The organism is Streptomyces sp. NPDC029169, assembly GCF_055563935.1.
In genome coordinates, this window is record NZ_JBVHXA010000016.1 from 80,503 (window position 1) to 99,204 (window position 18,702).

General features: G+C 71.9%; 22 protein-coding genes and 1 riboswitch. Of the genes, 9 read left to right on the plus strand and 13 right to left on the minus strand.

All coding sequences use genetic code 11. The annotated features are described in order from the left end of the window. Positions 1-66 precede the first annotated feature (66 nt). The 3 genes from ACZ4VI_RS26530 to ACZ4VI_RS26540 all read left to right on the plus strand — a co-directional run bounded on the left by ACZ4VI_RS26530 (position 67) and on the right by ACZ4VI_RS26540 (position 2,429). A complete protein-coding gene (locus ACZ4VI_RS26530; RefSeq protein ID WP_468003110.1) occupies positions 67-1,092 on the plus strand; it encodes a 6-phosphofructokinase in 1,026 nt (341 codons plus the stop codon). A gap of 105 nt (positions 1,093-1,197) precedes the next feature. Beyond that, on the plus strand, positions 1,198-2,145 hold the full coding sequence (locus ACZ4VI_RS26535; RefSeq protein ID WP_468003112.1) for a cytochrome c oxidase assembly protein: 948 nt from the start codon (positions 1,198-1,200) through the stop codon (positions 2,143-2,145). A gap of 74 nt (positions 2,146-2,219) precedes the next feature. Next, on the plus strand, positions 2,220-2,429 hold the full coding sequence (locus tag ACZ4VI_RS26540; RefSeq protein WP_468003114.1) for a hypothetical protein: 210 nt from the start codon (positions 2,220-2,222) through the stop codon (positions 2,427-2,429). A 2-nt stretch (positions 2,430-2,431) separates the two neighbouring features. Here the strand turns inward: ACZ4VI_RS26540 and ACZ4VI_RS26545 are convergent, their stop codons facing one another. Continuing rightward, complete coding sequence (locus ACZ4VI_RS26545; RefSeq protein ID WP_468003116.1) at positions 2,432-2,782, minus strand: PRC-barrel domain containing protein; 351 nt, start codon at positions 2,780-2,782, stop codon at positions 2,432-2,434. Positions 2,783-2,845: 63 nt separating this feature from the next. Further along, entirely contained in the window at positions 2,846-3,850 is a 1,005-nt protein-coding gene (locus ACZ4VI_RS26550) for a DUF3048 domain-containing protein (RefSeq protein ID WP_468003118.1), read from the minus strand. A gap of 85 nt (positions 3,851-3,935) precedes the next feature. Between ACZ4VI_RS26550 and ACZ4VI_RS26555 the strand changes: the two genes are divergently transcribed. Both ACZ4VI_RS26555 and ACZ4VI_RS26560 read left to right on the plus strand, forming a co-directional pair. Continuing rightward, complete coding sequence (locus ACZ4VI_RS26555; RefSeq protein WP_468003120.1) at positions 3,936-4,649, plus strand: lysophospholipid acyltransferase family protein; 714 nt, start codon at positions 3,936-3,938, stop codon at positions 4,647-4,649. Between the two features lie 64 nt (positions 4,650-4,713). After that, positions 4,714-5,745, plus strand: a complete 1,032-nt coding sequence (locus ACZ4VI_RS26560) for an NAD-dependent epimerase/dehydratase family protein (RefSeq protein WP_468003122.1) — start codon at positions 4,714-4,716, stop codon at positions 5,743-5,745. 54 nt (positions 5,746-5,799) lie between these two features. Here the strand turns inward: ACZ4VI_RS26560 and ACZ4VI_RS26565 are convergent, their stop codons facing one another. The 8 genes from ACZ4VI_RS26565 to ACZ4VI_RS26600 all read right to left on the minus strand — a co-directional run bounded on the left by ACZ4VI_RS26565 (position 5,800) and on the right by ACZ4VI_RS26600 (position 13,329). Then, positions 5,800-7,320 carry an alpha/beta hydrolase gene (locus tag ACZ4VI_RS26565; protein WP_468003301.1) on the minus strand — a complete coding sequence of 507 codons (1,521 nt, stop codon included), beginning with the start codon at positions 7,318-7,320 and terminating at the stop codon, positions 5,800-5,802. Positions 7,321-7,507: 187 nt separating this feature from the next. Beyond that, positions 7,508-8,245: an urease accessory protein UreD gene (locus tag ACZ4VI_RS26570; protein ID WP_468003124.1), complete on the minus strand. Its 738-nt coding sequence runs from the start codon at positions 8,243-8,245 to the stop codon at positions 7,508-7,510. Then, complete coding sequence (gene ureG / locus ACZ4VI_RS26575; protein WP_468003125.1) at positions 8,242-8,919, minus strand: urease accessory protein UreG; 678 nt, start codon at positions 8,917-8,919, stop codon at positions 8,242-8,244. The genes ACZ4VI_RS26570 and ureG overlap by 4 nt, the downstream gene beginning before the upstream one ends. A gap of 430 nt (positions 8,920-9,349) precedes the next feature. After that, entirely contained in the window at positions 9,350-9,997 is a 648-nt protein-coding gene (locus ACZ4VI_RS26580; RefSeq protein ID WP_468003303.1) for an urease accessory protein UreF, read from the minus strand. A 257-nt stretch (positions 9,998-10,254) separates the two neighbouring features. Further along, on the minus strand, positions 10,255-11,976 hold the full coding sequence (locus ACZ4VI_RS26585; protein ID WP_468003127.1) for an urease subunit alpha: 1,722 nt from the start codon (positions 11,974-11,976) through the stop codon (positions 10,255-10,257). After that, complete coding sequence (locus ACZ4VI_RS26590) at positions 11,969-12,280, minus strand: urease subunit beta (RefSeq protein WP_468003129.1); 312 nt, start codon at positions 12,278-12,280, stop codon at positions 11,969-11,971. Before ACZ4VI_RS26590 ends, ACZ4VI_RS26585 begins: the two co-directional genes overlap by 8 nt. A 16-nt stretch (positions 12,281-12,296) precedes the next feature. Next, positions 12,297-12,599, minus strand: a complete 303-nt coding sequence (locus ACZ4VI_RS26595) for an urease subunit gamma (RefSeq protein WP_468003131.1) — start codon at positions 12,597-12,599, stop codon at positions 12,297-12,299. A gap of 91 nt (positions 12,600-12,690) precedes the next feature. Further along, positions 12,691-13,329: a TetR/AcrR family transcriptional regulator gene (locus ACZ4VI_RS26600; protein ID WP_468003133.1), complete on the minus strand. Its 639-nt coding sequence runs from the start codon at positions 13,327-13,329 to the stop codon at positions 12,691-12,693. A gap of 104 nt (positions 13,330-13,433) precedes the next feature. Here ACZ4VI_RS26600 and ACZ4VI_RS26605 point away from each other — a divergent pair, with 104 nt between their 5' ends. Beyond that, on the plus strand, positions 13,434-14,426 hold the full coding sequence (locus ACZ4VI_RS26605; RefSeq protein ID WP_468003134.1) for an ABC transporter permease: 993 nt from the start codon (positions 13,434-13,436) through the stop codon (positions 14,424-14,426). Between the two features lie 81 nt (positions 14,427-14,507). Here ACZ4VI_RS26605 and ACZ4VI_RS26610 read toward each other — a convergent pair whose 3' ends face one another. Beyond that, positions 14,508-14,792, minus strand: coding sequence for a type II toxin-antitoxin system Phd/YefM family antitoxin (locus ACZ4VI_RS26610; protein WP_468003136.1), 285 nt, complete (start codon positions 14,790-14,792; stop codon positions 14,508-14,510). A 55-nt stretch (positions 14,793-14,847) separates the two neighbouring features. Here ACZ4VI_RS26610 and ACZ4VI_RS26615 point away from each other — a divergent pair, with 55 nt between their 5' ends. From ACZ4VI_RS26615 to ACZ4VI_RS26625, 3 genes are all read left to right on the plus strand, one after another. Then, positions 14,848-15,471, plus strand: coding sequence for a ClpP family protease (locus ACZ4VI_RS26615; RefSeq protein WP_468003138.1), 624 nt, complete (start codon positions 14,848-14,850; stop codon positions 15,469-15,471). 7 nt (positions 15,472-15,478) lie between these two features. Then, on the plus strand, positions 15,479-15,784 hold the full coding sequence (locus tag ACZ4VI_RS26620; protein WP_468003140.1) for a hypothetical protein: 306 nt from the start codon (positions 15,479-15,481) through the stop codon (positions 15,782-15,784). A gap of 338 nt (positions 15,785-16,122) precedes the next feature. After that, positions 16,123-16,296, plus strand: a riboswitch (cyclic di-AMP (ydaO/yuaA leader). A gap of 3 nt (positions 16,297-16,299) precedes the next feature. Beyond that, on the plus strand, positions 16,300-16,776 hold the full coding sequence (locus tag ACZ4VI_RS26625) for a C40 family peptidase (RefSeq protein ID WP_468003142.1): 477 nt from the start codon (positions 16,300-16,302) through the stop codon (positions 16,774-16,776). 66 nt (positions 16,777-16,842) lie between these two features. Here the strand turns inward: ACZ4VI_RS26625 and ACZ4VI_RS26630 are convergent, their stop codons facing one another. Both ACZ4VI_RS26630 and ACZ4VI_RS26635 read right to left on the minus strand, forming a co-directional pair. Next, positions 16,843-17,271, minus strand: a complete 429-nt coding sequence (locus tag ACZ4VI_RS26630; RefSeq protein ID WP_468003143.1) for an ATP-binding protein — start codon at positions 17,269-17,271, stop codon at positions 16,843-16,845. 158 nt (positions 17,272-17,429) lie between these two features. Further along, on the minus strand, positions 17,430-18,596 hold the full coding sequence (locus tag ACZ4VI_RS26635) for an 8-amino-7-oxononanoate synthase (protein ID WP_468003145.1): 1,167 nt from the start codon (positions 18,594-18,596) through the stop codon (positions 17,430-17,432). Positions 18,597-18,702 lie beyond the last annotated feature (106 nt).

Here is an 18,702-nt window from a genome sequence, read left to right on the forward strand (position 1 = left end):
GGTGGCGGGGATCCAACCGGACGACGTGGTCCGGGAGTCGGCCCACGTTGCAAAGGTATTTGGGCTATGCGCATTGGTGTGCTCACCTCCGGAGGCGACTGCCCCGGTCTGAACGCCGTCATCCGTTCCGTCGTGCACCGCGCCGTCGTCGACCACGGAGACGAGGTCATCGGCTTCCACGACGGCTGGAAGGGCCTCCTGGAGTGCGACTACCGCAAGCTCGACCTTGACGCGGTCGCCGGCATCCTCGCCCGTGGCGGCACCATCCTCGGCTCCTCCCGGGTCCAGCCCGCCCATCTCGTCGACGGTGTCGAGCGCGCCAGGGGCCATGTCGCCGAGCTGGGTCTGGACGCGATCATCCCGATCGGCGGCGAGGGCACGCTGAAGGCCGCCAACCTGCTCTCGCAGGCCGGGCTGCCGATCGTCGGCGTTCCGAAGACCATCGACAACGACATCTCCTCGACCGACGTCACCTTCGGCTTCGACACCGCCGTCGGTGTGGCGACCGAGGCCCTGGACCGGCTGAAGACCACCGCCGAGTCCCACCAGCGCGTCCTCATCGTCGAGGTCATGGGCCGGCACACCGGCTGGATCGCCCTGCACTCCGGCATGGCCGCGGGCGCGCACGCCATCGTCGTGCCCGAGCGCCCCTTCGACATCGACGAGCTGACCGCACGCGTCGGCGAGCGCTTCGAGGCCGGCAAGCGCTTCGCGATCGTGGTCGTCGCCGAGGGTGCCAAGCCGCGCGAGGGCTCGATGAACTTCGAGGTCGGTGCCAAGGACCAGTACGGGCACGAGCGCTTCACCGGCATCGCCAACCAGCTCTCCGTGGAGCTGGAGCGGCGGCTCGGCAAGGAGGCCCGGCCGGTGATACTCGGTCACGTCCAGCGCGGTGGCACGCCGACCGCGTACGACCGGGTCCTCGCGACCCGCTTCGGCTGGCATGCGGTGGAGGCGGCGCACCGCGGCGAGTTCGGCATGCTGACCGCGCTGCGCGGCACGGACATCACGATGGTCCCGCTGGCCCAGGCCGTGGAGACCCTCAAGACGGTCCCGGCCGAGCGCTACGCCGAAGCCGAGTGCGTGCTCTGACAGCCGTACACCCAGCATCGAACCGCCCCCGGTCGCATCCGCGAACGGGGGCGGTTCTAGTCTGGTGCGGACAACAAGCGCGAATCGGGCTCCAGGAGTGCACAGATGGATCACAGCGGGCACGGCATGACGATGGATCTGCCGCCGTTCACGCTGGGGCGTGGCCTGGAGTTCTCGGCGGACCCGTTCTTCCTCGTCGCCTGCCTCGTGGGACTCACGCTGTACGGCTGGGGCGTCGCGCGGCTGCGCGGGCGGGGTGACAGCTGGCCGGTGAGCCGGACGGTCTCCTTCACCGTGGGCGTGCTGAGCGTGGCGCTGATGATGTGCACCAAGCTCAACGACTACGGCATGGTCATGTTCAGCGTGCACATGGTCCAGCACATGGTCATCTCGATGGTGTCGCCGATCCTGATCCTGCTCGGCGCGCCGGTGACGCTGGCACTGCGCGCTCTGCCGGTCGCGCCCCGGGGCGACAAGGGGCCCCGCGAGCTGCTCCTGATGCTGCTGCACAGCCGCTACATGCGGATCATCACGCATCCCGCGTTCACGATCCCGCTCTTCATCGCGAGCCTGTACGGCTTCTACTTCACGCCGCTCTTCGACACCCTCATGGGCTCGAAGGTCGGGCACATCGCGATGATGCTGCACTTCCTCGCCGTCGGTCTGGTCTTCTTCTGGCCGATCATGGGCGTCGACCCGGGACCGCACCGCCCGGGCTATGTGATGCGGATGCTGGAGCTCTTCGCGGGCATGCCCTTCCACGCCTTCTTCGGCATCGCGCTGATGATGGCGACCGAGCCGATGATCAAGGCGTACGAGAACCCGCCGGCCTCGCTCGGGATCGACGCGCTCGCCGACCAGAACGCGGCGGGCGGCATCGCCTGGGCGTTCAGCGAGATCCCGTCCGTACTGGTGCTGATCGCGCTGGTCTACCAGTGGTACCGCTCCGAGCAGCGGCAGGCCGTCCGCAAGGACCGGGCCGCCGACCGCGACGGCGACAAGGAGCTGGAGGCGTACAACGCGTATCTGGCCTCGCTCCAGACGCGGAAGTGACGTGGGAGTAGCGCCGCGCCCGCCCTAGGGGTCACGATGAACGTGACGGCCCCCGTCAGGAGGAGGGCGGACATATGTCCGGTCCCACGAAGGCGATGAGCGTGATCACCGTCGCGGCGCTGGTGCTGACAACGGCCTACACCGTGGCACTCGGCAGCAGCGGCTGGCTCTGGTTCGGCTGGGTGGTGCTCGGTGTCGTCACCATCGGCATGGCGGCGGCGGACAGCTCCGCCCCCACGGGGGCCCGTCGGCGCGGACCGAGCAGGCCAGGGCCTCAGCCCTGAGCTCACATGTGCCGGTTGCTGTAGTAGTACTCGATCAGCCTGATGTGCTCTCTGTCGTCCTCGTGCTGACCGCTCTCGAAGTTCGGTGAGTCCTTGACCTCGTCCTTCGTGCAGGAGACATGAACGGTCTCGTTCTCGGTGTCGACACGGGAGACCAGGCCGGCGGGCAGCAGCACGCGCTTGCCGAGGATCCACGGCCCGGTGTCCACGACGAGGTAGGACGCGCCGACGTCCTCCGTGTGTTTGTCGATCTTTCCGATGGAGCCGTCGGTCGCCTCGACGCTGTATCCGACGAGCCGGGTTCCGGGCACATGGCCCGAGGTCTCGGGGTAGCCCCAGATGTCGGCGCCCATGACCGGCCTCCTCCCTGGTCGTACTCGGCGGGTACCCCCGCCCGGCCTGGCTACCCGCGCGGGCTACCCGCGTGGGGCCAGGACGACCCAGGTGTGGCCGGTCGCGAAGTTCAGGGGCGCACCGGCCGGGGTCGTGAAGGTGGTGCCCTTGTCGGCAGCGGGCCGGCTCCAGCGGGCGTCGTGGGCCTTGCCGTCGCGCAGGACGAGTGCGGTGCCGCTGCCGACCGTCTCGGTGTACGGGGAGACGCTGCCGAGGAAGTCGGAGAACTTCGAGGGCCGGATCGTCACGTGCTGCACCACGACGGTCGCGGCCTTCACCGGGCCGCCGTCGGTGGTCACGGCCGCCCGGCCGTCCATCGCCACCCGCCAGCTCTTCTCGGCCGTGTTCCAGGTGAAGGTGTAGCGGGAGGCCGGGAAGCGCACCGTGCGCTCGTTGACCGGCTCGCCGCCCGCGGGGGCGGGACCGAACCGGAAGCCGATGTCCTTGGCGTCCTCGGCCTCAGGGGCGGCGGCGAGGGCTCGCTCGGGCAGGAGGTACAGGTTGTGGGGAGCGGGCCGGCCGCGGTCTCGCTGATAGGCGCCGGGGGCGGCATCCGGTGGCACCGCGTACAGCGGGGCGGCCTTCAGCAGCGGTTTCAGGCCGGAATGCGAGCCGGAGTAGGCGAGGGCCGGGCGGCCGAACTGGCGCAGCAGCTCGATGTCGGACTCGCGGGCGCTGCGCACGGGTCCGATCCGGTCGGGGAGGTCGGAGGAGTAGACGGCGAGCAGCCGGGTCTGGCCGCCCTCCACCTGCTCCACGTAGACGAGATCGGCCGCGCCGAGGCCGGTGTGCGGGCGGGCCGGGGGCACATTGTCGATCTTGACGGCGAGGACCGGGGCGGGGCGGGCGGGCAGTCCGGTGAAGGGCGACCGCTGGTCCTGGGCGGGGGCGGGGGTGGTCGGGGCGGGTGTCTGGGCCGGTTCCGGGGTGTCCGAGTCGGCACATCCGTACAACCCGGCGGTCATCACCGCGCACAGCGCCGCGGTGACGGCTGCGCCGGGCCGTATCCGTGGGCGTTCGGCAGCCATCGGGTGCACTCTCCGTCTCCAGTGTGGACCACGGTCGCGCAAGTGGTTACAAATAAGCGTTGCTCTACCGAATCGGGGGCCGCCGGTGTTCTACCACCTGCTGAAGTACGTTCTGATCGGGCCGTTTCTGAGGCTGCTGTTCCGGCCTCGGATCGAGGGCCTCGAACACGTCCCGGAGGAGGGCGCGGCGATCGTCGCCGGAAACCATCTGTCGTTCTCCGACCACTTCCTCATGCCCGTCGTCCTCAAGCGGCGGATCACCTTCCTCGCCAAGCAGGAGTACTTCACCGGTCCGGGGATCAAGGGCCGGCTGACCGCCGCGTTCTTCCGCAGCGCCGGGCAGATCCCGGTCGACCGCTCCGGCAAGGAGGCCGGGCAGGCCGCGATCCGCGAGGGGCTCGGGGTGCTGGCCAAGGGCGAGCTGCTCGGGATCTATCCGGAGGGCACGCGCTCGCACGACGGACGGCTCTACAAGGGCAAGGTCGGGGTCGCGATCATGGCGATCACGGCCGGGGTGCCGGTGATCCCGTGCGCGATGGTGGGGACCTTCGAGATCCAGCCGCCCGGGAAGGTCGTGCCCAAGGTGAAGCGGGTCACCATCCGCTTCGGGGAGCCGCTCGACTTCTCCCGGTACGCCGGCATGGAGGGCGAGAAGGCCGTCGTGCGCGCGGTGACGGACGAGATCATGTACGAGATCCTCGCGCTGTCCGGGCAGGAGTACGTCGACGAGTACGCGGCCAAGGTGAAGGCGGCGGAGTCCGCTCAGGCGCCGAAGAAGTTCCCGCGGCGGGGACGCTGAGGGCGGATCCGCGCACGGCGAACGGCCCTGGGCCGGGTGGCCCGGGGCCCGTAGCGTCCCCACCATGACCAAGGGAAACGCGTTCGTGCTGGGTGCGACGGGACAGGTGGGGCGGGCGGCCGTGCGGGCGCTCGTCGCGGACGGCTGGGAGGTGACCGCCGGCTCACGACGGGGAGGCCGGGACGAGCAGTGGCCGGCGGAGGTCCGGTCGGTGGCGGTGGACCGCACCGAGGACGGGGCGCTGGCGAGCGCGGTGGGCGAGGGCACGGACGTCCTGGTGGACATCGTCGCCTACGACGGCGCGCACGGGCGGCAGTTGACTGCGCTGGCCGACCGGATCGGCTCCGCGGTGGTGATCTCCAGCGGCGCGGTGTACGAGGACGACCGGGGCCGCAGCTTCGACACCCAGGGCGAGCCGGACGGCTTCCCCGCCTACCCGGTGCCGATCCCGGAGTCCTGGCCCACGGTGGCGCCGGGCGAGGGGACGTACGGGACGCGGAAGGTGGCGCTGGAGCGGGAGTTGTTCGCTGCGGGCGAGGCGCTGCCGACAACGGTGCTGCGGGCGGGCGCGATCCACGGTCCGTACTGCCCGGGTCCGCGCGAGTTGTGGTTCGTCAAGCGGGCGCTCGACGGGCGGCCGGTGCGGATCCTCTCGTACGCCGGCATGTCCCGGTTCCACCCGGTGCACGTGGACAATCTCGGGGAGCTGCTCCGGCTCGCGGCGGCGAACCCGGGGACGCGGGTGCTCAACGGCGGTGATCCGGAGGCCCCGACGGTCGCGGAGATCGGTGCGGCGATCGACGCCGTCGTCGGGGTGGAGAGCGAGACGGTGCTGATCGAGGGGGCGCCGGAGGGAACGGTGGGGCTCACCCCCTGGACCGCGCCCCACCCGATCGTCTACGACATGGGAGCGGCGGAACGGGAGTTGGGGTACCGGCCGGTGGTGTCGTACGCCGAGTCCCTGCCGGCGACGGTCGATCATCTGTCCCGGCGGCTGTCGGAACAGGACTGGCGTGAGGCGTTCCCGGGCCTGGTGAAGTACCAGGTGGACTTCTTCGACTACGCGGCGGAGGACGCCTGGCTCGCCTCGCGTTGACGGAAGGGAGGGGCGGGTCGCCGGGCGGCCCGCCCCTCCCCCGTCATCCGGTGGCTACGGCTTGGGTGTGGCGTGCGGCTCGCACGTCACGTCCCGGCTGTCCAGCGCGCCGGTGAGGAGGTAGGCCTCGACCCGGGTGTTCAGGCACGGGTTGGTGAGGTTGGTGATGCCGTGCGAGCCGGCGTTCTTCTCGGTGATGAGGCGCGAGCCCTTGAACCGCTTGTGCAGTTCGACGGCTCCGGCGTACGGCGTGGCCGCGTCGCGCTCGGCCTGGGTGATGAGGACGGGCGGCAGACCCTTGCCGGTGCGGACCTCGGTCGGCCGCTGACGCGGGGTGGACCAGGTGGCGCAGGGCAGGTTCATCCAGGCGTTGGCCCAGGTCATGAACGGGTACTGCTCGTGGAGCCGGCTGTTGTCCCGGTCCCACTTCCGCCAGCTGGTCGGCCAGGGGGCGTCGGCGCACTCGACGGCGGTGTAGACGGCGTTGCCGTTCTCGGCGGCGGCGTTGCCCGCCGTGTCGGTGGGGTCGGAGGCGGCCGAGTCGATCAGCGGCTGCGGGTCACCGGCGGCGTACGCGCTCCAGGCCTCGGCGACCGGGGCCCACATCGAGTCGTAGTAGGGCGCGTTCTGGAAGAAGCCGATGAGCTCGGCCGGGCCGACCTTGCCGCCCAGCGGGTTCTTCTTGGCGTCGGCGCGCAAGGTCTCCCACTGCTCCCGGACCTCGCCATAGGTGCCGCCGAGGTGGTAGGTGGCGTCGTGCTGGGCGACCCAGGTCATCCAGTCCTCGAGCCGGCCTTCGAAGGCGACGTCCTGGTCGAGGTTGGCCTCGTACCAGATCTTCCGCGTCGACGGGTTGACGACGCTGTCGAGCACCATGCGGCGGACGTGCGTCGGGAAGAGGGTGCCGTAGACGGCGCCGAGGTAGGTGCCGTAGGAGACGCCGACGAAGTTGAGCTTCTTCTCGCCGAGCGCGGCCCGGACGACGTCGAGGTCGCGGGCAGTGTTGAGGGTGTTGATGTACGGCAGGAGGTCGCCGCTCTTCTCCGCGCAGCCCTCGGCGTATTCGGCGGCGAGCTTACGCTGGGCGCGCTTGTCGGCCTCGCTGTCCGGGACCGGGTCGAGCTTGGGGCCCTTGACGAACTCGGCGGGGTCGACGCAGGAGATGGGGGCCGAGTGGCCGACACCGCGGGGGTCGAAGCCGACGAAGTCGTACGCCTTGGCGGCGCCCGCCCAGATCGCGTTCTTGGTGATGACCCGGCGCGGGAAGCGCATGCCGGAGGCGCCGGGGCCGCCGGGGTTGTAGACCAGCGCGCCCTGGCGCTCGGCCGGGGTGCCGGTGGCGCCGATGCGGTCGACGGCGATCTTGATCTGCTTGCCGTCCGGCTTCGCGTAGTCGACCGGGACGGTGACCCAGCCGCACTGGATGGGCTTCTCCAGGCCCCAGTCGGCCGGGCAGTCCTGCCAGTCGATGCCCTGCCCGGCGGCGCGCTGGGCGGCGACGGCCACTCCGTGTGCCTCCGCGTCGGGCCGGTGGCGCTGGGCGGCGCTCGCGGCCGGGGCAAGCACGCCCGCCATGAGCGTGCCCGCGATCAGAGTGCCGGCCGAGCCGAGCACTGCCGTCCGTCGTCTCACGTGGTCCCTCCCCCTGTGGGTGTCGGTCAGTCCGGAGGATCCTTTCGTCAGTGGGGCGTGCGAGTGGGTCGCACTGGTGTTTCTTTGCCGAACCCATAACCGGAGACCGGGGCACCGCTGAGCGGTGAACTCAGGCCGGTGCAAGGGCTCTGAGCGCCTCGTCCAGGGTGCGGCGCAGGGCGAGCCCGTCGGGGGCGACGGCAGTGACCAGGGCGGCGGGTCCGGCGAGCGGGGCGAGGACGGCGTTCTCGGCGAGCAGTCTGGGCTCCACCGGCTTGTCCTCGAACTCGGGGTCGACCACGAGGAGTTGACCGGTGGCGCGGTGCCCGGCGAGGACCGCGCCACCGTCCCAGCCGCCGGGGGCGCCGGGGCCGTACGCCACCTCCTGGTCGAGCAGGGGCCGTCCGGCGCGGTGGACGGTGAGGCGGGAGACGAGCGTGCCGGTCTCCTCGCCGTGGCGGCCGAGGATCTGTTCCTCCCGGAGCACGAGCCGTGCGGTGGGGGCGAGTTCGACGGTGGTGCGCATCCGGAGGTCGGATCCCCGGGCGGAGACGAGCTGTTCGGGCAGCCAGCGCAGCACGGCACCCTGGCCCACGGTCAGCCTGACGTCGTACGTGGCGGGTTCGGCGCCGCGGCCGGGCAGGGCGACGGTCGCGGCGGCCGAGTCCACCAGGAGCCGTGCCCCGTCCCGTACGTCCGCCTCGATCGCGAGTCGGTCACCGCCGAGGGGGGCGCTCATCGCGCCGACGACGGTGACCCGGGTGTACGGTCCCCGGGTCCTTCGCAGCGCGAGGGGGCCGTCGCTGACGAGGACCGGCAGTCCGCCGTCGGCGTCGGCGACGATCCGGGCGGTGGCGCGCAGGCTCATGCGGACCAGGCGGCGAGCCGCGCGCGGACCCAGTCGGCGACGGGGGCGACGCCGTGCTCTCCGGTGAGCGAGGTGAAGGCGACGGGCAGGTCGCCGCGCTGCTCCTTGGCGTCCCGGGCCATCCGCTCCAGGTCGGAGCCGACGTACGGCGCGAGGTCGGTCTTGTTGACGACGAGCAGGTCGGCGGTGGTGACGCCGGGGCCGCCCTTGCGGGGGATGTCGTCGCCGCCGGCGACATCGATGACGAAGATCTGGGCGTCGACGAGGCCCTTGGAGAAGGTGGCGGTCAGGTTGTCGCCGCCGGACTCCACGAGGATGAGGTCGAGGGGCCCGACCGTGTCCTCCAGGTCCTCGACGGCTTCGAGGTTGGCGGAGATGTCGTCGCGAATCGCGGTGTGCGGGCAGGCGCCGGTCTCGACGGCCTGGATGCGCTCGGGCGGCAGGACGGCGCTGCGGAGCAGGAACTCGGCGTCCTCGCGGGTGTAGATGTCGTTGGTGACCACGGCGATCGAGAACTGATCGCGCAGCGCCCGGCAGAGCGCGGCAACGGTAGCGGTCTTCCCAGACCCAACGGGCCCCCCGAGCCCGACGCGCAACGCCCGCCGACTCCCGTCGGCGCGGTGGGCGTCGGCGGAGACGGCGCCGGCGTGGTCGTGGAAGTGATCGAGGTGCATGGGGCGGCTCCTGGGGTGAGGGGTGTCGGGGGCGGGGTGCGGTCGGTGGGTTGGGCTCCTCCTTGGAGGCTCCCTTGGAGGGCTCCCTTCGGTGCCTCCCTTGGGAGCTCCCCCAGGGCCTCCCCTTGGGGCCTCCCCTTGGGGGCCTCACTTGGAGGGCTCACTTGGAGGGCTCCCTTAGGAGCTCCCCCGGGGCCTCCCTTGGAGGGGCTCCCCTGGAGGCTCCCTCGGGGCCGCGTTGGGGGCCTCGCCTGGGGGCTCCCTGGGGAGGCCTCCCCAGGGAGCCTTCCCGGAAGGCTTCCCCAGGGCGAAGCCCTAGGGGCACAGGGTCCCGCGGCGCGCCCGGTCGGCGGCAGGTGCGCGCGGTCCTCCCTAGGGCGAAGCCATGGGGGTACAAGGCCCCGCGGCGCGCCGGGGTGGCGGCGGGCGGTCATGAGGCGAACAGTCTGACCGGCCAGGTCGCGTGGGCCTCGGCCGTGATGTCGAGCAAGGGCGCCGACGCGGCCGGCAGGGCGTCGATGCCCTGCCGGGAGGCGGTCGCGGCGCGCTCGGCGACCTGGTCCATCTCCGGGGCGAGGCGGGCCAGGACGGCCGTCGCCCGGAAGGGGTCCAGGCTGAGGAGCCGTACCGCCGCCGTCGCCGGGCCGCTGACCGTCTCGTACGCGACGCAGTGCGCGGCGTCCTCGGGGCCGAGGCCCGCGGCCCGCGCGGCGACGCCCAGGACGATCGGCTGGTGCGCGCCGCGGGGGAACGCCGCGGCGAGCGCGTCTAGTTCGGGGCACGGCCAGGCGGCGCGGGCCGCCCGCATCATCTGCCGGCCGAGCTTGCGGGCGGCGGCGCGCAGGGCGGGGGACGGGGTGCGGGCGTCGGCGGCCGCGTCGAGCGCGTGCGCGTCGTGGCCGAGCGCCGCCGCGGCGGCCAGGCCCGCCCCGGTGAGCCCGGTCGTATGCAGCCGGCCCCGGCAGAACGCGGCCAGGCTCACCGCGTCCGTGATCCGGCCGGCCTTGACCGCGGCCTCCGCCCCGCCGGAGTGGGCGTGCCCACCGGCGGGGAAGCGGCCGTCGGCGAGTACGAGCAGGGCCGCGCGGCTCCCGGAGCGGACGGGAGCGGGGTCGGGCGCCGACCTGGCCCCAGCGGTCGGCCCGCCGGAAGGCCCGGTGGCCGCCTCCGCCCGCGGTGCGGTCGACTGCGCCGCGGGGTCGGGCGCCGACCCCGCCCCGGCGGTCGGGCCGTCGGAAGGCCCGCCGGGATGCCCGGCGGCGGCCTCGGCCCCGGCGGTCGGGCCGCCGGCAAGCCCTGCGGGGGCCTCGGCCCACGGTGCGGTCGGCTGCGTCATCAGAAGAGGAAGTACCGCTGGGCCATGGGCAGTTCGGCGGCCGGTGCCGGTTCGACCGGGTCGCCGTCGATCGTGACCGTGAACGTGTCGGCGTCGACCTCCACCCGGGGCAGGGCGTCGTTCTCCCGCATGTCGGCCTTGGTGATCCCCCGGGTGCTGCCGATCGCCACGAACTCCTTCGCCACACCCAGCCGCCGCGGCAGATCGTCCTCGATCGCGAGCTGGGCCGTGAAGTTGACCGATCCGGCGGCCGCCGCCTTCCCCAGCGCGCCGAACATCGGGCGAGGCATCACGGGCTGCGGCGTGGGGATGGAGGCGTTGGCGTCGCCCATCTGCGCGTACGCGATCTGGCCGCCCTTGAGCACGGTCTGCGGCTTCACACCGAAGAACGCCGGGTCCCACAGCACCAGGTCGGCGAGCTTGCCGGGCTCGACCGAGCCGATGAGGTGGTCCATGCCCTGGGCGACGGCCGGGTTGATCGTGTACTTGGCGACATAGCGCCGGGCCCGGTGGTTGTCGGCGCGGCCGTCGCCGGGCAAGGCGCCGCGCCGCTTCTTCATCACGTGCGCGGTCTGCCAGGTGCGCATGATCACCTCGCCGACGCGGCCCATCGCCTGGGAGTCGGAGGAGATGATCGAGATGGCGCCGAGGTCGTGCAGCACGTCCTCGGCGGCGATGGTCGAGGGCCGGATGCGGGACTCGGCGAAGGCGAGGTCCTCCGGCACGGCCGGGTTGAGGTGGTGACAGACCATCAGCATGTCGAGGTGCTCCTCGACGGTGTTGAGGGTGTGCGGCCTGGTCGGGTTGGTGGAGCTGGGGAGCACGTACGGCTCGGAGACCACGGTGATGATGTCCGGCGCGTGCCCGCCGCCCGCACCCTCGGTGTGGTACGCGTGCACGGTACGGCCCGCGATGGCGGCGAGGGTGTCGCCGACGAAGCCGGCCTCGTTCAGGGTGTCGGTGTGCAGGGCGACCTGGACGCCGGTCTCCTCGCAGACGCGGAGGCAGGCGTCGATGACGGCCGGGGTGGCGCCCCAGTCCTCGTGGATCTTGAATCCGAGCGCCCCGCCGCGGAGTTGGGAGTGGAGGGCGTCCCGGGACATGGTGTTGCCCTTGCCGAGCAGCCCGATGTTGACCGGGAAGGTGTCCAGCGCCTCGAACATCCGGGCCATGTGCCAGGGGCCGGGGGTGTTGGTGGTGGCCTTGGTCCCCTCGGCCGGTCCGGTGCCGCCGCCGACCAGGGTGGTGACGCCGGTCGCGAGGGCCTGGTCGACGATGGTCGGGGAGATGAAGTGGACGTGGGCGTCGACGGCGCCCGCGGTGACGATCTTCCCGTTGCCCGCGATGATCTCGGTCTCGGGGCCGATGACGAGATCGGGGTGGACCCCGTCCATCGTGTCGGGGTTGCCGGCCTTGCCGAGGGCGGTGATCCGGCCGTCGCGGATGCCGATGTCGGCCTTGACGATGCCCCAGTGGTCGATGATCACGGCGCCGGTGACGACGGTGTCGGGCGCGCCTTCGGCGCGGGTCGTCCTGGCCTGGCCCATGGATTCGCGGATGACCTTGCCGCCGCCGAACACGGCCTCGTCGCCCGCGCGGCCGGGGCCGCCGGAGCGGTCCTCCTCGATCTCCACGAGGAGATCGGTGTCGGCGAGCCGGATGCGGTCCCCGGTGGTGGGCCCGAACAGATCGGCGTAGACGGCACGGTGGAGCTCACGCATCGAGCGCACCCCCCACCGCGCCCGTGAGACCCGGGACTTCCCGGCGCCCGGCCAGCGGTACGAGTTCGACCTCGACCGGGATGCCGGGCTCGAAGCGCACGGCCGTACCGGCGGCGATGTGCAGGCGCTGCCCGTGGGCGGCGGCGCGGTCGAAGGCGAGACCGGGGTTGGCCTCGGCGAAGTGGTAGTGGGAGCCGACCTGGACGGGCCGGTCGGCGGCGTTGAGGACGGTGAGGCGGGTGACGGGCCGGCCCTCGTTGAGGGCGACGGGACCTTCACCGAAAAGGATCTCTCCGGGAGTCATCGGCGGCGCGTCTCCCTCACACGATCGGGTCATGGACGGTGACGAGCTTGGTGCCGTCCGGGAAGGTGGCCTCGACCTGCACGTCGTGGATCATCTCGGGGATCCCGTCCATGACGTCGTCGCGCGTGAGCACCTTGCGGCCGGAGGCCATGAGCTCCGCGACGGTCCGGCCGTCGCGGGCGCCCTCCAGGATGTGGGTGGTGATCAGGGCGACGGCCTCGGGGTGGTTGAGCTTCACTCCGCGCGCCCTGCGCTTCTCGGCCACGTCGGCGGCCACATGGATGAGCAGGCGCTCCTGCTCGTGCGGCGATAGTTGCACGCGTCCCACCTCACAAGTCCTCGCGCCCGGCCGGACGGACCGGGTGGACCGGCAGGCTAGTTGCGTGGCGTTTCGGGCACGTTACGCCGCGTTAACTCGGACGACCCGCCTCGTCGGGCTCGTCGGGCGTCATGGACATCAGCGCCCGCAGCCCGTCCTGGAGCACCGTCGCCTCGACGTCCCCGAAAAGGGCCTGCTGGGCGATGAAGCCCTGGGCGACGGCGATCATCGTCCGGGCCACGTGGTCGGCCGGGACGTCGGCGTGCATCAGACCGTTGGCCCTGTAGGCGAGGACGAGCTCCGCCCAGATCCCGCGCATGCCGTGGAAACCCGCGGAGAGGGTCTCGAACAGCTGCTCGTTGCGCAGGGTCTCGGCCCAGACCTGGAGCATGAGGCGCGCGTAGGCCTTGCCGCCCGCACCGGGGATGCGCTCCTCGAGGACGTGCTGGAGGACGGAGCCGAGCAGCACGTCGGGGGTGGGCGGCGGGGTGGTCCGCGTGGCCTGCTCGAAGGCGCCGCGGATCGCGGCGAACGTCTCCGCCGCGATGGCGGCGATCAGCTCGTCCTTGCTGCGGAAGTAGCGGTAGACGGCGCCGGCCGAGAGGCCCACCTCGGCCAGTACGTCCTGCATCGACGTGGCGTGGAAGCCGTTACGGGCGAAGCAGCGCGCGGCGCCGTCGAGGATCTGACGGCGGCGGGCGTCGAGGTGTTCCTGTGAGACACGAGCCATGCCCGAAATCTAAAACGAACATTCCTTCTTGACAAGCCGCCACCCCGGCGAGACAGTGAGGGCACGCCAAAACGAACGATCCTTCTCTTTGAACGGAGGGCCCCATGCCTGCCACCGCCACACGCAAGACCCTCGCGGTGCTCGTGCTGATCCCGGTCGTCGTGGCCCTGGCCCTCTGGGCCTTCGCCTGGCCCGCCGCCCGCATCGCCCCGCGCGACCTGCCGATCGGCGTCGCGGGTCCCGCCACCGCCACCGCCCCGCTGGAGCAGCGCCTCGCCGAGCGCGACGGCGCCTTCGAGGTCCACCGTTACGACTCCGAGGACGCCGCCCGTACGGCGATCGAGGACCGGGTCGTATACGGCGCGGTGATCGTCACACCGCAGGGGCCCGAACTGCTCACCGCGTCCGCCGCGAGCCCGCTCGTCGCCGGGCTGCTGCGCGAGGCCATGACGGCCCAGGTCCCGCCCGGGACCCAGCTCACGGTGACCGACGTCGTCCCGGCCCCCGCGGGCGATCCCCGTGGCGGCGCGTTCGGAGCGAGCCTGTTCCCGCTGATCCTGGCGGGCGCCGCCGCCGGCATCGCGGCGACCGTCCTCGGTTTGGGCCGGGCCCGTTCGGTCCTCGCGCTGGTCGGTGCCGCCGCGCTCGCGGGCATCGTCGGCGCCTCGCTGGCCCACAGCTGGCTCGGCGCGCTCACCGGCGCCTGGTGGGCCGAGGCAGGCGTTCTCGGACTGACCGTACTCGCGATCGGGGCGACGATCGCCGGGCTCGCCGCGCTGATCGGCAAGGCGGGCATCGGCGTCGGGGCGGTGCTGATGATTCTGCTCGGCAACCCGTTCTCGGGTGTGGCGAGCGCGCCGGAGATGCTGCCCGCTCCGGTGGGCGCCCTGGGTCAGTGGCTTCCGCCGGGCGCCGGCGGTACCGCTCTGCGCTCCGTCGCCTTCTTCGACGGCGCGGGCGCGGGCTCGGCGCTGCTGGTCCTCGGCGCCTGGGCGGCGGCCGGGCTTGCGGCGCTGCTGCTCGGCGGGCGGCGCGCCCGGGCCTCGGCCGGGGCGCCTGCGGTCACCCCGGCCCCCGTGTCGGCGCCCGTCGGCTGACGCCCTTCTCGTACGGCCTCTCGTACGGCCTCACGTACGGCCGCGTGTCCCCGCTGTAGCGGACGGGGGCACGCGGCTTTCTCATGCGCCGGGGGCGCCGGGGGCGCGGTGGCGGGCCGCGATGCCGAAGCGGCCCTGTTCACCCGGAGCGGACGGGAGCGGACGGACCTCGGAGACCGCACTGCCCGCCGGCTCCTCGGCGACCTCGTGCTCGGCTTCGAGTTTCGCCAGGTCAGCGGCCGAGACCAGCGCCACGAGCGGCTTTCCGTGCCGGGTCACGACGACGCGCTCGTTGCCGTACACCACGCGGTTGATCAGGTCGGCGAGCTCTGCACGTGCTTGCGTCACCGGAATCTCGTAGGCCATGCTCCTCATCTTACGGGCTGTACGTCCTGTACATTTTTTACAAGGAGGCACTGCCATGCACGCTCGCTACGTCCTTCCCGAGTTCACCGAACGCACCGGTTTCGGGAGCCGGACCCTCGACCCGTACTCCAAGCTGCTCGAGGAGCGCATCGTCTTCCTCGGCACACCGATCGACGAGACCTCGGCCAACGACGTCATCGCACAGCTGCTGCACCTGGAGTACGCCGACCCGGACCGCGACATCGCGCTGTACATCAACTCCCCCGGCGGCTCGATCAGCGCCATGTCCGCGATCTACGACACGATGCAGGTCATCACCTGCGACGTGGAGACCACCTGCCTCGGACAGGCCGCCTCGACCGCCGCCGTGCTGCTCGCGGCCGGCGCGCCCGGCAAACGGCTCGCGCTGCCCGGGTCGCGGATCGTGCTCCAGCAGCCCACGGTGGACGAGCCGTTGCAGGGACAGCCGAGCGATCTCGCCATCCAGGCACGGGAGTTGATCCGGCTGCGCGCGATGGTGGCCGGGATGCTCGTCACGCACACCGGGCAGAGCCGCGAGCGGATCGACGCCGACATCGACCGGATGACCGTCCTCGACGCGCCGGCCGCAGCCGCGTACGGCCTGGTGGATCACGTGATTCAGAACCGTCGGGCGTCGGGCGGCGCCGGGGCCAGGTGAGCGTGCGATGGTTCCCGAGTTGCCGCCGCTGCCCGCTCTGACGCGCGCCGAGGGCGAGTTCATCGACGCGTATCTCGAAGTCGTCGACCTCCTTGGGCGGATCAATCCATCCAGGACTTCGCATACCTATGGGGCGCTGCGGGCGGCGCAGGCCTTGGTGGGGCGGGCGAACGCGCTGCGCGACGCGCTGACGGTGATGCATATGCGCGGCGAGACCGAGGTCCATGCGGAGACGTTGGCCCGCGCGCTGCGCGTGTTGGACGGGGAGCGCCGGGCGGGGCGGGTCACCATGCCGGAGACACCCGCGAGTTGACATTGCCTCGTGTCGTGTCGAGGTCCACTCGGAGCAGCGGAGCCGCAGAATCGCTCCCCCGTTCGGCGTAGTCGACGAATCGACATATGTGCGGGGTGAGTTGCGCAACAGGTGTACGCATCTGGCTGAATCGGGCGTTCCACCCCTGGTACGGGGCTCATCGGCCAAACCTCCGAAGATCACGAAACCGGTCTGTCCACCCGAATGGATCAGTCGTGAGGAGCCTCACATATCGCCGTTTCAACTCGGTTTTCGACCAAGTTCGGGTCAAGATCTCTGACGACGACAAGCCCCCGCCACCGCGGCGGGGCGGTCCGGGCGGACGCCGAGTCCTGCCGCTGTCCCGGATGTCTGGTCGACAGGAGTGGATCGGCAGGAGTGGAGGACCCGAGCAGTACGGGACGGCCAGACCAGTGAGGCCGTTCCTCGGGGTGAAGCCGCAGCCGCGGCCGGGCAACTTCGCCAGTCCGAACCCGACAGGTCATCCTTCACAGGCGGCTGACGAAGGGTTGCGCATGACTGCGCAGATTCATGTCCCGTCCCTGCTGTCCCGGGCCGGAGCCGTCTCGGCTCTCACCCTCGCCGCTCTCGGCGGCACGATGCTGGCACCAGGTGCCGCACCGGAGGCCCAGGCCGCGACATCGCACGCCGGCACGGCGCTGAACATCGCGGCCTCGAAGAAGGGATCGCCCTACAAGTACGGAGCGGCCGGACCGACCAGGTTCGACTGCTCGGGGCTCACGCTCTACTCGTACAAGAAGGCGGGCAAGTCGCTGCCCCGTACCGCGCAGCAGCAGTACAACAAGACCCGGCACATCTCCGCCTCCAGCCGGCAGAAGGGGGACCTGGTCTTCTTCCACTCGGGCGGAAGGGTCTACCACGTGGGGATCTACGCGGGTGACGGCAGGATCTGGCACTCGCCCAAGAAGGGTTCCTGGGTGAAGCTCGACAAGATCTGGTCGTCCAAGGTCTATTACGGCAGGGTCCGCTGACGCCCGGCCTGGTCGTGCCTGGTTCTGGTCGTGCCTGGTTCTGGTCGTGCCTAGTTCTGGTCGTGCCTAGTTCGGCGAGGCCGTCCAGGGGAGGTTGATCCAGACCGTCTTGCCGCCCTCGTCGGTCGGGGTGACCGAGAGCCGGCCGCCCGCCTCGGCCGTCAGGATGCGGATGATGACCATCCCGCGTCCGTTGTCCTGCTGGACCGCCGCGGGGAGCCGCTTCGGCCAGCGGGGGTGGCTGTCGGTGACCCCGATGTGGAGCTGCTCCTCGCGCTCGAGCCGGACGTCGACGGTGAAGGTGGGCGACTGGCCGAAGGTGTGCTGCACGGCGTTGGTGGCCAGTTCCGAGACGATGAGGCGGACCGTGTCGGCGGTGTCGCTGCCGCCCTCGAGCCCCCAGCCGGTGAGGACGTCGGCGACATATCTTCGGGCGGCGGACACCGAGGCGGGATCGCTCGGCAGAGTGACGGTTGCTTCCTGGTGGTCTGCCATGGCGACGCTGTCCCTTTCCCACCGGGCCGGGCCCGGAATGCGCTTCGCGTCAGAGTGCCACCGATCGTGCCGCCCTGGGCGGCGATCCACCAAGATATGTGCATATTTGTCGCTCGAAGCAGTGAACTCTGCAACGAGAGACCCCCTTTGGGATGCCCTCAGTGGGAGGGCGGTGCGGTCCGCACGATCGTGGCGACCGCCTGCTCGATCTGCGCGTCCGTGAGGTCCGCGCGGGCCGTGAGTCGCAGCCGCGAGACGCCGTCCGGGACGGACGGGGGCCGGAAGCAGCCGACGGCGAGCCCCTGATCGCGGCAGTCGGCGGCCCACCGCAGCGCCGCCTCGGGCGACGGCGCGCGGACGGAGACGACGGCCGCGTCCGGGCGTACGGCGGTCAGTCCGGCCGCGGTGAGCATCCCGTACAGCGTGGTGGCGACGGTCCTGGCGCGCTCGGCGAGGCCGGGGTCGCCCTGGATCAGCCGGAGGCTCGTCAGGGCGGCGCCGGCGGCGGCCGGGGCGAGTCCGGTGTCGAAGATGAACGTACGGGCCGCGTTGACCAGGTGCTCGACGACCCGGGCGGGGCCGAGGACGGCTCCGCCCTGGCTGCCGAGGGACTTGGAGAGGGTGAGCGTGGCGACCACGTCCGGGTCGCCCGCGAGGCCCGCGGCGTGGAGGGCGCCCCGGCCGCCGTCGCCGAGCACGCCCAGGCCGTGGGCGTCGTCGACGACGAGTCCGGCGCCGTGGGCGCGGCAGGCCTCGGCCAGCTCGGGCAGCGGGGCCCGGTCGCCGTCCACCGAGAAGACCGAGTCGGAGACCACGAGGGCCCGGCGGTCCGGGTGGGCCAGGAGGGTCTTGCGTACCGTCTCGGGGTCGGCGTGCGGGACCACGGCCGTCTCGGCGCGCGAGAGCCGGCAGCCGTCCACGATCGACGCGTGGTTGCCGGCGTCCGAGACGATCAGCGCGTCGCGGCCGCTGAGCGCGGTGAGGGCGGCGAGGTTGGCGGTGTAGCCGGAGGAGAAGACGAGGGCCGCCTCGAAGCCGCAGAACTCGGCGAGTTCGCGTTCCAGGCGGGTGTGCAGCCGGGTGGTGCCGGTGACGAGGCGCGAACCGGTGGAGCCCGCGCCCCAGCGGCGGGCCGCCTCGGCCGCCGCCTCGGTGACCTCGGGGCGGCGGGTCAGTCCGAGGTAGTCGTTGCTCGCCAGGTCGAGCAGTTCCGATTCGGCCGCCCGGGGCCGGAGGGTGCGGACGAGCCCCGCCTCCGCGCGGCGCCGCGCTTCGGCGTCGGTCCAGTCGAACGGGGTCCGGCGGGTGTCCTCGTCCCGGTGCATGGGGCAGATCCTTTTGTAGGCAGCGCACAGACCCTAACCGTCCGTGGCCAGCGACAGGGTGTGGCCATGCACACACCTCAAACCGGCGCGTTTGTTCAGATCCTCC